11 protein-coding genes are annotated in these 14544 nt (G+C 53.8%); 7 read left to right on the top strand and 4 right to left on the bottom strand.

The genetic code is table 11. From position 1 onward, the window contains the following. Positions 1-13: 13 nt before the first annotated feature. On the top strand, positions 14-565 hold the full coding sequence (gene ampD / locus ABLV12_RS05475) for a 1,6-anhydro-N-acetylmuramyl-L-alanine amidase AmpD (RefSeq protein WP_064398294.1): 552 nt from the start codon (positions 14-16) through the stop codon (positions 563-565). Positions 566-574: 9 nt separating this feature from the next. Next, positions 575-1429: a beta-lactamase regulator AmpE gene (gene ampE / locus ABLV12_RS05480; protein ID WP_004108089.1), complete on the top strand. Its 855-nt coding sequence runs from the start codon at positions 575-577 to the stop codon at positions 1427-1429. A 31-nt stretch (positions 1430-1460) separates the two neighbouring features. On the opposite strand, the gene ABLV12_RS05485 is transcribed toward ampE, so the two are convergent. The 3 genes from ABLV12_RS05485 to aroP form a co-directional block, all read right to left on the bottom strand. Further along, the gene (locus ABLV12_RS05485) at positions 1461-2411 is read right to left on the bottom strand and encodes a family 43 glycosylhydrolase (protein WP_064398292.1); all 951 of its coding nucleotides are present in this window, start codon (positions 2409-2411) and stop codon (positions 1461-1463) included. Continuing rightward, on the bottom strand, positions 2411-3817 hold the full coding sequence (locus ABLV12_RS05490; protein WP_004108084.1) for an MFS transporter: 1407 nt from the start codon (positions 3815-3817) through the stop codon (positions 2411-2413). The genes ABLV12_RS05485 and ABLV12_RS05490 overlap by 1 nt, the downstream gene beginning before the upstream one ends. 176 nt (positions 3818-3993) lie before the next feature. Continuing rightward, positions 3994-5364: an aromatic amino acid transporter AroP gene (gene aroP, locus ABLV12_RS05495; RefSeq protein WP_160886621.1), complete on the bottom strand. Its 1371-nt coding sequence runs from the start codon at positions 5362-5364 to the stop codon at positions 3994-3996. 653 nt (positions 5365-6017) lie between these two features. Between aroP and pdhR the strand changes: the two genes are divergently transcribed. The 5 genes from pdhR (at position 6018) to ABLV12_RS05520 (ending at position 13688) form a co-directional block, all read left to right on the top strand. Then, positions 6018-6797 carry a pyruvate dehydrogenase complex transcriptional repressor PdhR gene (gene pdhR / locus ABLV12_RS05500; RefSeq protein WP_004098632.1) on the top strand — a complete coding sequence of 260 codons (780 nt, stop codon included), beginning with the start codon at positions 6018-6020 and terminating at the stop codon, positions 6795-6797. Between the two features lie 241 nt (positions 6798-7038). Further along, positions 7039-9702, top strand: coding sequence for a pyruvate dehydrogenase (acetyl-transferring), homodimeric type (gene aceE / locus ABLV12_RS05505; RefSeq protein ID WP_004108078.1), 2664 nt, complete (start codon positions 7039-7041; stop codon positions 9700-9702). 14 nt (positions 9703-9716) lie between these two features. Then, positions 9717-11609, top strand: coding sequence for a pyruvate dehydrogenase complex dihydrolipoyllysine-residue acetyltransferase (aceF, locus tag ABLV12_RS05510; protein WP_348866887.1), 1893 nt, complete (start codon positions 9717-9719; stop codon positions 11607-11609). A gap of 207 nt (positions 11610-11816) precedes the next feature. Beyond that, the gene (gene lpdA / locus ABLV12_RS05515; protein WP_004098637.1) at positions 11817-13241 is read left to right on the top strand and encodes a dihydrolipoyl dehydrogenase; all 1425 of its coding nucleotides are present in this window, start codon (positions 11817-11819) and stop codon (positions 13239-13241) included. Positions 13242-13403: 162 nt separating this feature from the next. Continuing rightward, the gene (locus ABLV12_RS05520; RefSeq protein ID WP_348866889.1) at positions 13404-13688 is read left to right on the top strand and encodes a hypothetical protein; all 285 of its coding nucleotides are present in this window, start codon (positions 13404-13406) and stop codon (positions 13686-13688) included. Between the two features lie 48 nt (positions 13689-13736). Here the strand turns inward: ABLV12_RS05520 and ABLV12_RS05525 are convergent, their stop codons facing one another. Next, a complete protein-coding gene (locus ABLV12_RS05525; RefSeq protein ID WP_348866890.1) occupies positions 13737-14537 on the bottom strand; it encodes a DUF2950 family protein in 801 nt (266 codons plus the stop codon). Positions 14538-14544: the final 7 nt, after the last annotated feature.

The raw sequence follows: 14544 nt of genomic DNA on the forward strand, positions 1-14544 counted from the left end.
TAAGGAGATCAACATGCAATTGAACGGGGGATGGCTGGTAGAAGCGCGTCGGGTTCCTTCGCCGCACTACGATAGCCGCCCGGATAATGAAACCCCTTCGTTGCTGGTGGTGCATAATATTAGCCTGCCGCCAGGTGAGTTTGGCGGGCCATGGATTGATGCCCTGTTCAGCGGGACGCTCGATCCGAATGCGCACCCTTTTTTTGCTGAAATAGCTCAACTTCGCGTTTCGGCACACTGTCTGATTCGCCGCGATGGTGAAATCGTGCAGTATGTCCCTTTTGATAAGCGTGCCTGGCACGCGGGCGTTTCCAGCTACCGCGGCCGAGAACGTTGCAACGATTTTTCCATCGGTATTGAGCTGGAAGGGACCGATACGCTGGCCTATACCGACGCGCAGTATCAGCAACTGGTTGCGGTTACCCGTCAGCTTATCTTGCTTTATCCGGCGATAGCTGACCATATCACCGGCCATTGCGATATTGCGCCCGTGCGTAAAACGGATCCCGGTCCGGCCTTTGACTGGGCTAAATTTCGCAGTCTGTTAACCCCGTCGTCAGAATAAGGAGATGCCATGACGTTGTTCACTACGCTGTTAGTACTTATAGCCGAGCGTTTGTTTAAGCTTGGCGAGCACTGGCAGCTCGATCACCGACTGGAAGTGCTGTTTCGCCGGGTTAAGCATTATTCCCTGCTGACCACCGTACTGATGACGGCAGCGGCGGCGGCGGTCGTGTATGTTATTCAGCGCCTGCTGCAAGGGCAGCTGTTTAACGTTCCTTTGCTGGTGTTCTGGATCCTGCTTGGTTTGCTGTGTATTGGCGCAGGTAAAGTGCGTTTGCACTATCACGCCTATCTGAAAGCCGCGGCGCGCGACGATAGCCGCGCCTGCGATGCGATGGCCAGCGAGCTCACCCTGATCCACGGCGTGCCGCCCGGCTGCGACCAGCGTGAATATCTGAGCGAGCTGCAAAACGCGCTGCTGTGGATTAACTACCGCTACTATCTCGCTCCGCTGTTCTGGTTCGTTGTCGGCGGACCGTGGGGGCCGCTAACTCTGGTGGCCTATTGTACGCTGCGGGCCTGGCAGACCTGGCTGGCGCGTTATCAGACGCCGCGTCATCGCTTACAGTCGGGGATTGACGGCATTTTGCACGTAGTCGACTGGGTTCCGGTACGTCTGGTCGGCGTGGTCTACGCGCTGATTGGACACGGGGAAAAGGCTTTGCCTGCGTGGTTTGCTTCGCTGGGCGACCGCCACTCTTCGCAGTATCAGGTGCTGACGCGCCTGGCGCAGTATTCGCTGGCGCGCGAGCCGCATGTGGATAAAGTGGCAACGCCGAAGGCGGCGGTCTCAATGGCGAAAAAAACATCGCTGGTGGTGGTCGTGATTATGGCGCTGCTGACGATTTACGGTACGCTGATTTAAGCACCTGCCCGCTGGCGGGCAGGTTCCGCTTTTAATTCGTGTCTGCTGCCGGGATGCCAAAATCAGGCATCCCGTTTTCTTGCCAGCGAATCAGCTTCAGGCGCGTATGGCGATTCGGATCATACAGCGGGTCGCCTTCGATTTCGGTGTAGTTGCGCGCATGGTACACCAGCACATCTTCTCCCTCCGGCGTTTGCGTAAAGCTATTGTGGCCTGGCCCATACTGACGATTCTCATAGCTGGTACGAAATACCGGCTGCGGCGCTTTATGCCAGTTTTCCGGGCGGAGAGGGTCGGCGCTGACGTCTATCCACAGTAGGCCCATGCAGTAGTTTTCGTCGGTGGCGCTGGCGGAATAGCTGACGAACAGCTTGTCGCCATGTAACAGTACCGCCGGGCCTTCGTTCACCAGAAAACCTCGGCACTCCCAGTCAAACTCGGGTTGACTCAGCATGACCGGCTGACCTTTTAGCGTCCACGGATTTTCCAGTTCAGCCAGATAGAGGTTGGTATTGCCTTTAATTTCAGGATCTTTTTGCGCCCACAGATACCACTGCTTACCCTGATGGCGGAAAGTCGTGGCATCCAGCGCAAAGGTATCAAGCGGCGTTTTAATCTGCCCTTTTTCCTGCCATTTATCGGTTAATGGGTCGCTGTCCGCGCATTCCAGGGCGAACATTCGGTGCTGGAACATACCCAGCGCATCCAGATCGTGCGTGTGGCTGGCGGCAAAGTAGATATACCATTTGCCGTTAATTTTATGCAGCTCCGGGGCCCATATGAGCTGGCTCATTGGGCCGTTGTCCGGCTTACGCCAGACGATCACCGGCTGCGCGTCGCGCAAGCCTTCAAGGGTGGCTGAGCGACGGATTTCCAGACGGTCATACTCCGGTACCGAGGCGATAAAGTAGTAGCTATCCTGATGGCGCAGAATATAGGGGTCCGCGCGTTGTTCAATAAATGGGTTCGGCCAGTTTTTCATTATGCTTTCCTTACATGTTCGCCGGTTTTCAGTTCCTGATAGTCGTTGAGCTCGCTGTAGTTAATCCGACGTTTTTCGAGGTCGGACTGAATTTGCCGCATAAATTCGCGGTTTACCTTCAGCATACGCACCACGCCGGCGGTAATCAGATAGCCGACGCCGGGGATAACGCTGAACAGCAATACGATACCGTTAATCGCGGAAGCGCTTTGCTGCTTCGCGCCGGCATCGTAACCGTACCAGGATAGCAGGAAGCCAACCATCGCGCCGGCGATGGCCAGGCCGACTTTCAGGAAGAACAGATTGCCGGAGAAGCTGATGCCGGTGATGCGCTTACCGGTCTTCCATTCGCCGTAGTCATCAACGTCGGCCATCAGCGACCAGTGCAGCGGCGACGGGATCTGGTGCAGAATGTTCAGCAGGAAGTAGAGCACCATAATCATCATGGTGGCGTGCGGGTCGAAGAAATAGAACGCGCAGGAGAAAATCGCCAGGACGATATTGGTCCAGAAAAACACCTGCAGTTTGCACCAGCGGTCGGTCAGGACTTTAGCCAGCATACTGCCGATCATCATTCCGACAACCCCGAGGCTGATAAACAGCGTGGCGAAGTGGGTGCTTTGCTGCATAACCCAGGTGACGTAGTACATGGTCGCAGCCATACGGATAAAGCCCGGACAGACGTTGCACAGCGTTAACAGCAGGATGCGAACCCACTGGTCGTTTTTCCAGACGTCTTTTAGATCTTTTTTCAGCTCGTCGTTGGTCTGGACTGCGGGTTTTACGCGTTCACGGACGGTGGCGAAGCAGAACAGGAACATGCACATACCGATAATCGCCAGCACGGTCATCGCCATCTGATAGCCTTTGGCTTTATCCTCGCCGCCGAACCAGTCCGCCATCGGCAGCAGCGTCAGGGAGAGCAACAGGGTAGCGATGCCGACCAATACGAAACGATATGACTGGCAGGCCACGCGTTCCTGCGGGTCGTTCGTAATCACGCTACCCAATGAGCAGTAGGGGATGTTGATCGCGGTGTAGGTCAGAGAGAGCAGGAAGTAGGTGACGAAAGCATAGATAACCTTGCTATTGTACGTCCATTCCGGTGTGGTAAACATCAGGACGCTGAACAGCGCGTACGGGAAGGCGATCCACAGGAGCCACGGGCGAAAACGGCCATATTTGCTGCGGGTACGGTCTGCCATTGCCCCCATAATCGGGTCGGTCACGGCATCAATAACGCGTACGGAAAGCAGAAGCACCCCGACCAGCGCCGGTGCGAGACCAAAAATATCCGTATAAAAATAGTTAACAAACAACATGATGGCGCCGAAGATAATATTACATCCGGCATCGCCCATTCCGTAGCCTATTTTCTCTTTAACTGAAAGCTTATTGCCATTCATAGCGACGATCTCCCCGTTGCGGTATGGAGAGGATTATTAGTCGGGTAAGAGATGATTGCGTTGCAGGATAGGGTCGACGATATGGATAAATGGGTTATGACGAGGAAAGTGTGAAGCAGATAACAATGCGCTGTGCCCGCCAGCGGCGGGCGGGCACAGATTCAGGTGATGTATGATTATGCTTTAACGGCGCTGGCGGTTTTCTGCTTGAACAGATAACCGACGCCGAGAACGGCAATCCACACCGGGATCAGATAGACGGAAATCGCCATCCCCGGAGTCATCAGCATAATAACCAGCACCCCGACCATAAATAGCAGGCAGATCCAGTTGCCTAACGGATAAAACAGTGCCGGGAAGCGGGTGACCACGCCCTGTTGCTGCTTAGCGCGGCGGAATTTAATGTGCGCCAGGCTAATCATCGCCCAGTTGATCACCAGCGCAGAAACCACCAGCGCCATCAGCAGACCAAACGCGGATTCCGGCGCGAAGTAGTTAATCAGTACGCACAGCGCGGTGACCAGCGCGGAAACGAGGATCGTATTAACCGGCACGCCGCGTTTATCGACGCTCATCAGCGCTTTTGGCGCGTTCCCCTGCTGGGCCAGACCGAACAGCATACGGCTGTTGCAGTATACGCAGCTGTTGTAAACGGAAAGCGCTGCGGTTAATACCACAATATTCAGGGCATTAGCGACGAAGGTATCGCCCAGTTCGTGGAAGATAAGGACGAACGGACTGGTATCGGCGGTCACGCGGCTCCACGGCAGCAGAGAGAGCAGAACGGCCAGCGATCCTACATAGAAAATCAGAATGCGGTAGATAACCTGGTTGGTCGCTTTCGGGATACTTTGCTCCGGGTTATCTGCTTCTGCGGCGGTAATACCCACCAGCTCAAGGCCGCCGAAGGAGAACATAATAATTGCCATCATCATCACCAGCCCGGTGAAGCCGTGCGGCAGGAACCCGCCTTGCTCCCACAGGTTGCGTACGGTAGCCTGCGGACCGCCGTTGCCGCTGAATAACAGCCAGCCGCCGAACAGGATCATCGCCACAACGGCGACAACTTTAATGATCGCGAACCAGAACTCCATTTCGCCAAACACCTTGACGTTAGTCAGGTTGATAGCATTGATGGCGATAAAGAAAATAGCCGCAGAAACCCAGGTGGGAATTTCCGGCCACCAGAACTGAACGTATTTCCCGACCGCGGTCAGCTCGGCCATGGCCACCAGAACGTAGAGAACCCAGTAGTTCCATCCGGAAGCAAAGCCCGCAAAGCCGCCCCAGTATTTATAGGCGAAATGACTAAATGAACCGGCTACCGGCTCTTCTACCACCATCTCGCCCAGCTGACGCATGATCAGGAAGGCAATGAAACCGGCAATTGCGTAGCCCAGAATAATTCCGGGACCTGCATTTTGGATGACGGATGCACTACCCAGAAACAAACCGGTACCGATAGCGCCTCCCAGCGCAATAAGCTGAATGTGGCGGTTTTTAAGGCCGCGCTTTAGCCGATCGCCATGCTGTTGACCTTCCATCATGAAACCTCGTGTGTGGTTATGGTTATTATGTTTGTATGCGTCATCCATCAGGTGACTTCTTCGCTGTCCATCCCTGCCTGATAGCATAGTCAGCGAAGTTTCACTGAGCCTGCGCCCCGTTTTGCCCCGAGTGATGTAGCGCACATATTATTGTATGTGTGTAATTATCAAATTCCGTATGTGTACTTATTTGTTTACGCAAGGCAGAGAGGGTAATTCATGAAAAGGCCTTTCGTAACATGGAGAATAGTGATAAGCGCCGCTGAATGCACCTGCTTTATGAAGGGATGATGACGAAGCGAGCAAAAAGAAACCATTTGTAAATTATGCCAGCATACTCCGCATCTACTCCTTTCTTCTCTGTTATTCATGTTAAGTGAATTTATATTCATTAAAAAAGGCGTTGAATCGGTTCAGATAGCGTAATTTTTCGTTTCCATTTAGTTAATGCTACCTCCTTGTGAGTAAACACAACATTTGTGCAAAGTTACATTTATGAAATGTTATTTCTGTAAGGTTGTTAAAACGTGCCGGGTTTAATGATTTCAATCAAAACCTGTATGGACAGAAGGTGAATACTTTGTTACTTTAGCGATACGAACTATGAATTGGTAAGACCAATTGACTCCGGGCTAATGGCAGAGACAGGGAATATGGCCTACAGCAAGATCCGCCAACCAAAACTATCCGATGTGATAGAGCAGCAGCTGGAGTTTTTAATCCTTGAGGGGACGTTGCGCCCCGGTGAAAAGCTCCCGCCTGAACGTGAACTGGCAAAACAGTTCGACGTTTCCCGACCCTCGCTACGTGAGGCTATTCAACGCCTCGAAGCTAAGGGGTTGTTGCTTCGTCGCCAGGGGGGCGGAACGTTTGTACAAAGCCGCCTGTGGCAGAGCTTCAGCGACCCGCTGGTAGAGCTACTGTCCGACCACCCTGAATCCCAATTTGATCTGCTGGAAACCCGTCACGCGCTTGAAGGCATTGCCGCATATTACGCAGCGCTGCGCAGCAATGATGAAGATCGTGAACGCATTCGCGAGCTGCATCAGGCTATCGAGCGGGCTCAGCAGTCGGGCGATCTTGATGCTGAATCCGATGCCGTCGTCCAGTATCAAATAGCCGTCACCGAAGCGGCGCACAATGTTGTGCTGCTCCATCTACTACGCTGTATGGAGCCAATGCTGGCTCAGAACGTTCGCCAGAATTTTGAATTGTTGTACGCCCGCCGGGAAATGCTCCCGCAGGTCAGCAATCATCGCACTCGAATTTTTGAGGCGATAATCGCCGGGGAGCCGGAGCAGGCGCGTGAAGCCTCGCATCGTCACCTGGCGTTCATAGAGGAAATTTTGCTGGATCGTAGCCGTGAGCAGAGCCGTCGTGAACGCTCACTGCGTCGTTTACAGCAACGAAAGGATGAGAACTCCGGTTCTTAAGCGCCATTTTTAGAGCGCGGCAACTAAACGCAGAACCTGTCTTATTGCACTTTTAGTTGTTCAAAATAATTTTGGGTGTATCGCGGCGGCAAGCGCGCGAATCCCCGGGAGCATAGTGAACTATGCGACTGGAGTGAGGTAGCGAAGCCAACAAAGAGACAGCCAGAAGCATGAAGAACAAAGAGCGCAATGGGACAGGTTCCAGATTAATCAACGATTAGATAGATAAGGAATACCCCCCATGTCAGAACGTTTACCAAATGACGTGGATCCGATCGAAACTCGCGACTGGCTACAGGCGATCGAATCGGTCATCCGTGAAGAAGGTGTTGAGCGCGCTCAGTATCTTATTGACCAACTCCTTTCTGAAGCCCGCAAAGGCGGGGTGAAAGTGGCTGCTGGCGCATCGACCGGCGGCTACGTGAACACTATTGCCGTTGAAGATGAGCCGGAATACCCGGGTAATCTGGATCTGGAACGTCGTATCCGTTCTGCGATCCGCTGGAACGCCATCATGACCGTTCTGCGCGCATCGAAAAAAGATCTCGAACTGGGCGGCCACATGGCTTCTTTCCAGTCTTCCGCAACCTTCTACGAAGTGTGCTTTAACCACTTCTTCCGCGCACGCAACGAGCAGGACGGCGGCGACCTGGTTTACTTCCAGGGCCACATCTCTCCGGGCGTCTATGCGCGTGCTTTCCTGGAAGGTCGTCTGACTGAAGAGCAGATGAACAACTTCCGTCAGGAAGTTCACGGTAAAGGTCTGTCCTCTTATCCGCACCCGAAACTGATGCCTGAATTCTGGCAGTTCCCGACCGTCTCTATGGGTCTGGGCCCAATCGGTGCGATTTATCAGGCTAAATTCCTGAAATATCTGGAACACCGCGGCCTGAAAGACACCTCTAAACAGACCGTTTACGCTTTCCTCGGCGACGGTGAGATGGACGAGCCGGAATCTAAAGGCGCGATCACCATCGCAACCCGTGAGAAGCTGGACAACCTGGTCTTCGTAATCAACTGTAACCTGCAGCGCCTCGACGGTCCGGTTACCGGTAATGGCAAGATCATTAACGAACTGGAAGGCATCTTTGGCGGTGCTGGCTGGAACGTTATCAAGGTTATCTGGGGCGGTCGCTGGGATGAGCTGCTGCGTAAAGATACCAGCGGTAAACTGATCCAGCTGATGGAAGAAACCGTTGACGGCGATTACCAGACCTTCAAATCCAAAGACGGCGCTTACGTGCGTGAGCACTTCTTCGGTAAATATCCGGAGACCGCAGCGCTGGTTGCCGACTGGACTGACGAGCAAATCTGGGCCCTGAACCGCGGCGGTCACGATCCGAAGAAAGTCTATGCTGCACTGAAAAAAGCGCAGGAAACCAAAGGCAAAGCTACCGTAATCCTTGCCCATACCATCAAAGGTTACGGCATGGGTGACACCGCCGAAGGTAAAAACATCGCTCACCAGGTTAAGAAAATGAACATGGACGGCGTACGCTACGTCCGCGATCGTTTCAATGTGCCGGTTGCCGATGCTGATATCGAAAAACTGCCGTATGTAACCTTCCCGGAAGGTTCCGAAGAGCACACTTATCTGCACGCCCAGCGTCAGAAACTGCACGGCTATCTGCCGAGCCGTCAGACCCACTTCACTGAGAAGCTGGAGCTGCCGACCCTGGAAGATTTCCGTCCGCTGCTGGAAGAGCAGAACAAAGAGATCTCGACCACTATCGCGTTCGTACGTGCCCTGAACGTGATGCTGAAGAACAAATCCATCAAAGACCGCCTCGTGCCGATCATCGCCGATGAAGCGCGTACCTTTGGTATGGAAGGTCTGTTCCGTCAGATTGGTATCTACAGCCCGAACGGCCAGCAGTACACTCCGCAGGACCGTGAGCAGGTTGCTTACTACAAAGAAGACGAAAAAGGCCAGATTCTGCAGGAAGGTATCAACGAACTGGGTGCCGGCGCCTCCTGGCTGGCTGCTGCGACTTCTTACAGCACCAACAACCTGCCGATGATCCCGTTCTACATCTACTACTCCATGTTCGGGTTCCAGCGTATCGGCGATCTGTGCTGGCAGGCTGGCGACCAGCAGGCTCGCGGCTTCCTGATCGGCGGGACTTCCGGTCGTACCACGCTGAACGGCGAAGGTCTGCAGCACGAAGATGGCCACAGCCACATTCAGTCTCTGACTATCCCGAACTGTATCTCTTACGATCCGTCTTACGCGTACGAAGTTGCGGTCATCATGCAGGATGGTCTGGAACGTATGTACGGTGAAGCGCAAGAGAACGTTTACTACTACATCACCACGCTGAACGAAAACTACCATATGCCGGCGATGCCGGAAGGTGCCGAGGAAGGTATCCGTAAAGGTATCTATAAACTCGAAACCGTTGCAGGTAGCAAAGGTAAAGTTCAGCTGCTGGGCTCCGGTTCTATCCTGCGTCACGTGCGTGAAGCAGCGCAGATCCTGGCCAACGACTACGGCGTAGGCTCTGACGTGTACAGCGTTACCTCCTTCACCGAACTGGCGCGCGATGGCCAGGACTGTGAACGCTGGAACATGCTGCACCCGCTGGAAACTCCGCGCGTTCCGTACATTGCTCAGGTGATGAACGACGCTCCGGCAGTTGCGTCTACTGACTATATGAAACTGTTCGCTGAGCAGGTTCGTACTTACGTACCGGCTGATGATTACCGCGTACTAGGTACCGACGGCTTCGGTCGCTCTGACAGCCGTGAAAACCTGCGTCACCACTTCGAAGTTGATGCTTCCTACGTGGTGGTAGCAGCGCTGGGCGAACTGGCTAAACGTGGCGAAATCGATAAGAAAGTGGTTGCGGAAGCCATCACTAAATTCAACATCGATGCAGATAAAGTTAACCCGCGTCTGGCGTAAGAGGTAAAAGAATAATGGCTATCGAAATCAAAGTACCGGACATCGGGGCTGATGAAGTTGAAATCACCGAGATTCTGGTCAAAGTTGGCGACAAAGTTAAAGCTGAACAGTCGCTGATCACCGTAGAAGGCGACAAAGCCTCTATGGAAGTCCCGTCTCCGCAGGCTGGCGTTGTTAAAGAGATTAAAGTCTCCGTCGGCGACAAAACCGAGACCGGTAAACTGATCATGATTTTCGATTCCGCCGATGGTGCAGCAGCCGCTGCACCTGCGCAGGAAGAGAAGAAAGAAGCCGCTCCGGCCGCCGCTGCGCCTGCAGCCGCGAGCGCAAAAGAAGTTCACGTACCGGATATCGGCGGTGATGAAGTTGAAGTCACTGAAATCATGGTTAAAGTGGGCGACACCATCGCCGCTGAACAGTCGCTGATCACCGTAGAAGGCGATAAAGCCTCTATGGAAGTTCCGGCGCCGTTCGCGGGTACCGTGAAAGAGATCAAGATTAACACCGGCGATAAAGTCTCAACCGGCTCTCTGATCATGATCTTCGAAGTAGCGGGCGCAGCGCCTGCCGCAGCTCCGGCAAAAGCGGAAGCCGCTCCGGCTGCTGCTGCACCGGCAGCTTCGGGTTCTAAAGAAGTTCACGTTCCGGATATCGGCGGTGATGAAGTTGAAGTCACTGAAGTGATGGTTAAAGTGGGCGATAAGATTGCCGCTGAACAGTCGCTGATCACCGTAGAAGGCGATAAAGCCTCTATGGAAGTTCCGGCGCCGTTTGCGGGCACCGTGAAAGAGATCAAAATCAGCACCGGCGACAAAGTCTCAACCGGCTCCCTGATTATGGTCTTCGAAGTGGAAGGCGCAGCGCCTGCAGCGGCTCCGGCTAAGCAAGAAGCCGCTGCACCTGCGGCAGCTCCGGCTCAGGCGGCGAAACCTGCTGCAGCTCCTGCTGCTAAAGCGGAAGGCAAATCTGAGTTCGCTGAAAACGACGCGTACGTTCATGCAACGCCGCTGATTCGTCGCCTGGCGCGCGAGTTCGGCGTCAACCTGGCGAAAGTGAAAGGTACGGGTCGCAAAGGCCGTATCCTGCGCGAAGACGTTCAGGCTTACGTGAAAGAAGCGGTTAAACGCGCTGAAGCTGCGCCTGCGGCAACCGGTGGCGGTATCCCGGGCATGCTGCCGTGGCCGAAAGTGGACTTCAGCAAGTTTGGTGAAGTGGAAGAAGTTGAACTGGGCCGCATTCAGAAAATCTCTGGTGCTAACCTGAGCCGTAACTGGGTGATGATCCCGCACGTTACTCACTTCGACAAAACCGATATCACCGATCTGGAAGCGTTCCGTAAACAGCAGAACGCCGAAGCTGAGAAGCGTAAACTGGACGTGAAATTCACTCCGGTTGTCTTCATCATGAAAGCCGTTGCCGCTGCGCTTGAGCAAATGCCGCGCTTCAACAGCTCGCTCTCTGAAGATGGCCAGCGTCTGACGCTGAAGAAATATATCAACATCGGTGTGGCGGTTGATACCCCGAATGGTCTGGTGGTTCCGGTCTTTAAAGATGTGAACAAGAAGAGCGTAACCGAGCTGTCTCGTGAACTGACCGTGATTTCTAAGAAAGCGCGTGATGGTAAGCTGACCGCTGGCGAAATGCAGGGCGGTTGCTTCACTATCTCCAGCATCGGCGGCCTGGGTACCACCCACTTCGCGCCGATCGTTAACGCGCCGGAAGTGGCTATCCTCGGCGTGTCCAAGTCCGCGATGGAGCCGGTGTGGAATGGTAAAGAGTTTGTTCCGCGTCTGATGATGCCGATCTCTCTGTCCTTCGACCACCGCGTGATCGACGGTGCTGATGGTGCGCGCTTTATCACCATCATCAACAATATGCTGAGCGACATTCGCCGCCTGGTGATGTAAGCGAAAAGCCGGCCTGACGGCCGGCTTTTTTCTGGTAATCTCTTCTGCGTTTTGAAGTTACCAGCAATAAAGGACAAAATCGTTTGCCGTTTGTTGTTTCAAAATTGTTAACAATTTTGTAAAATGCTTGCGGATAGAACGTCCCGGTGGACATGGGCGTAAAAACTATAGCGTCAGACCCGCCGGATACAAATTACAGAGGTCATGATGAGTACTGAAATCAAAACTCAGGTCGTGGTACTTGGGGCAGGTCCCGCAGGTTATTCTGCTGCCTTCCGTTGCGCTGATTTAGGTCTGGAAACCGTCATCGTAGAACGTTACAGCACCCTCGGCGGTGTTTGCCTGAACGTCGGCTGTATCCCTTCTAAAGCACTGCTGCACGTTGCAAAAGTTATCGAAGAAGCGAAAGCGCTGGCCGAACACGGCATCGTTTTCGGTGAGCCGAAAACCGACATTGACAAGATTCGCACCTGGAAAGAAAAAGTCATCACTCAGCTGACCGGTGGTCTGGCTGGCATGGCCAAAGGTCGTAAAGTGAAGGTGGTTAACGGTCTGGGTAAATTTACCGGCGCTAACACCCTGGAAGTGGAAGGCGAAAACGGCAAAACCGTGATCAACTTCGACAACGCTATCATCGCGGCGGGTTCCCGTCCGATTGAACTGCCGTTCATTCCGCATGAAGATCCGCGCGTATGGGACTCCACCGATGCGCTGGAGCTGAAAACCGTACCAAAACGTCTGCTGGTTATGGGCGGCGGTATCATCGGTCTGGAAATGGGCACCGTATATCACGCGCTGGGTTCAGAGATTGACGTGGTTGAAATGTTCGACCAGGTTATCCCGGCTGCCGATAAAGACGTGGTGAAAGTCTTCACCAAGCGCATCAGCAAGAAATTCAACCTGATGCTGGAAACTAAAGTGACCGCCGTTGAAGCGAAAGAAGACGGTATCTACGTTTCCATGGAAGGCAAAAAAGCCCCGGCTGAAGCGCAGCGCTACGATGCCGTTCTGGTCGCTATCGGCCGCGTGCCGAACGGTAAAAACCTCGATGCCGGTAAAGCAGGCGTTGAAGTTGACGAGCGTGGCTTTATCCGCGTCGACAAACAGCTGCGCACTAACGTGCCGCACATCTTCGCGATCGGCGATATCGTTGGTCAGCCGATGCTGGCGCACAAAGGCGTTCACGAAGGCCACGTTGCCGCAGAAGTTATCGCCGGTATGAAGCACTACTTCGACCCGAAAGTTATCCCGTCTATCGCTTATACCGAACCAGAAGTTGCATGGGTTGGTCTGACAGAGAAAGAAGCGAAAGAGAAAGGTATCAGCTATGAAACCGCCACCTTCCCGTGGGCGGCTTCTGGCCGCGCTATCGCTTCTGACTGCGCTGACGGTATGACTAAACTGATTTTCGACAAAGAATCTCATCGCGTTATCGGCGGGGCGATTGTCGGCACCAACGGCGGCGAGCTGCTGGGTGAAATCGGTCTGGCGATTGAAATGGGCTGTGACGCTGAAGACATCGCGCTGACTATCCATGCTCACCCGACTCTGCACGAGTCCGTTGGCCTGGCTGCGGAAGTCTTTGAAGGTAGCATCACCGACCTGCCGAACGCGAAAGCGAAGAAAAAGTAAGTTTTTCTTTCAGGCAAAATGAAGAAGCGGCTCAGTGAGCCGCTTTTTTTATGCCTGATGTTTAGAACTGTGTCGCTGTTAATAAAATTGCATACCTTATTAATCCTTGAAAAATAGTAACTCTGTAAACTTATAGCTAATTAACTATATGTGAGGTGTGTGATGAAAAGATTTTTAACGACGACGCTGTTGGCCGTAACCTTAGTTTCGGGCATGGCCTGCGCAGCTGATGCCGTTATCCCCTGGGCTGATAACAGCGGCGGTACTGAAAGTACGCATATTGCGGCTATGGGCCAGGATTTAAATATGCAGCATCAGCAGATTACGAAGACTCGCGAAGGCGTGTGGGCGGCCAATTCCGGTAGCATCAGCGCTGACGAAGCGGCGCTGAGCAGCACTAAACCGGCTTTTGCGGGCGACCCGTCTCTGATGCCCCATCAGGGCTAACTCATCACGGCGATATGGCCCGGCGGCGTTATCGCGCGCCGGGCTTTTTTACTGATCGATGGCCTGCCAGCCATTATCAGGTGAAAACTGAGAAATGGCCTGCGCCTTGTTCGGCGTTTCTTCACCTAAATTAGCCTGATAAACGCAATCATCCTGGTTGACCATAAAGCTCATGATGCCGGTTTTCCCCCATGTCGCGGGCCATGCCAGCAGGGCGACGCCATGATTGCCCCCATCTTTGATAATACGGAAACGATAGCCATGATAGCCCTCACCGGGTTCAACGGGGCTAAAGGCTGGCCCTAACGGGCTGGATGCCTCTCCCGGCGCGACGGGCCAGTAGAGCCCATCTTTCTTGCCGTCGCTGCTGATAATCTTCTGCGCCCAGGCGTGGTTTAATTGATAAAAATCCTGCTGAGCGTCAACGTAAGCGTGCATAGCCTGAATGGCTGACAGTTCATTACGACCAATTGCGCGCGTGAGAATCTCATCTTCAGCCGCGGCCATATCAAAATGCCAGCCATCGTTATCTTTGATGATGGGTATCGGCAGACGCCACTCTGTCCGGCCTACCTCCAGCCAGGCGGTATTTTCCTGCAGAACGATACGGTGGCCAACCTTCCAGTCACGCTGAAAGCGAGCGACGGCGTCAGGGTCGATGCCATCCGGCGGTAAAAATTGCTGCCAGCTATCGCCGAGCAGCTCGTTAAGAGCAGATTCATCATGCCTGCCGATTGCCTCAGCCAGCGCGCTTGCGGCCTCATCAGGGGAGGAAAACTGCTGCTGAGCTAGCGCCATGCCGGGCGCCAGGGCCAGGGCCAGCAGCGTCATTTTTAATAATTTTTTCATTTGCGTA

The organism is Klebsiella sp. CN_Kp100 (assembly GCF_040065315.1).
GTDB classification, from domain to species: Bacteria; Pseudomonadota; Gammaproteobacteria; order Enterobacterales; family Enterobacteriaceae; genus Klebsiella; species Klebsiella oxytoca.

What these genes read in the sequence shown, in the direction of transcription:
- ampD (WP_064398294.1), top strand. Translation starts at nt 14, where the DNA reads ATGCAATTGAACGGGGGATGGCTGGTAGAAGCGCGTCGGGTTCCTTCG.
- ampE (WP_004108089.1), top strand. Translation starts at nt 575, where the DNA reads ATGACGTTGTTCACTACGCTGTTAGTACTTATAGCCGAGCGTTTGTTT.
- ABLV12_RS05485 (WP_064398292.1), bottom strand. Translation starts at nt 2,411, where the DNA reads ATGAAAAACTGGCCGAACCCATTTATTGAACAACGCGCGGACCCCTAT.
- ABLV12_RS05490 (WP_004108084.1), bottom strand. Translation starts at nt 3,817, where the DNA reads ATGAATGGCAATAAGCTTTCAGTTAAAGAGAAAATAGGCTACGGAATG.
- aroP (WP_160886621.1), bottom strand. Translation starts at nt 5,364, where the DNA reads ATGATGGAAGGTCAACAGCATGGCGATCGGCTAAAGCGCGGCCTTAAA.
- pdhR (WP_004098632.1), top strand. Translation starts at nt 6,018, where the DNA reads ATGGCCTACAGCAAGATCCGCCAACCAAAACTATCCGATGTGATAGAG.
- aceE (WP_004108078.1), top strand. Translation starts at nt 7,039, where the DNA reads ATGTCAGAACGTTTACCAAATGACGTGGATCCGATCGAAACTCGCGAC.
- aceF (WP_348866887.1), top strand. Translation starts at nt 9,717, where the DNA reads ATGGCTATCGAAATCAAAGTACCGGACATCGGGGCTGATGAAGTTGAA.
- lpdA (WP_004098637.1), top strand. Translation starts at nt 11,817, where the DNA reads ATGAGTACTGAAATCAAAACTCAGGTCGTGGTACTTGGGGCAGGTCCC.
- ABLV12_RS05520 (WP_348866889.1), top strand. Translation starts at nt 13,404, where the DNA reads ATGAAAAGATTTTTAACGACGACGCTGTTGGCCGTAACCTTAGTTTCG.
- ABLV12_RS05525 (WP_348866890.1), bottom strand. Translation starts at nt 14,537, where the DNA reads ATGAAAAAATTATTAAAAATGACGCTGCTGGCCCTGGCCCTGGCGCCC.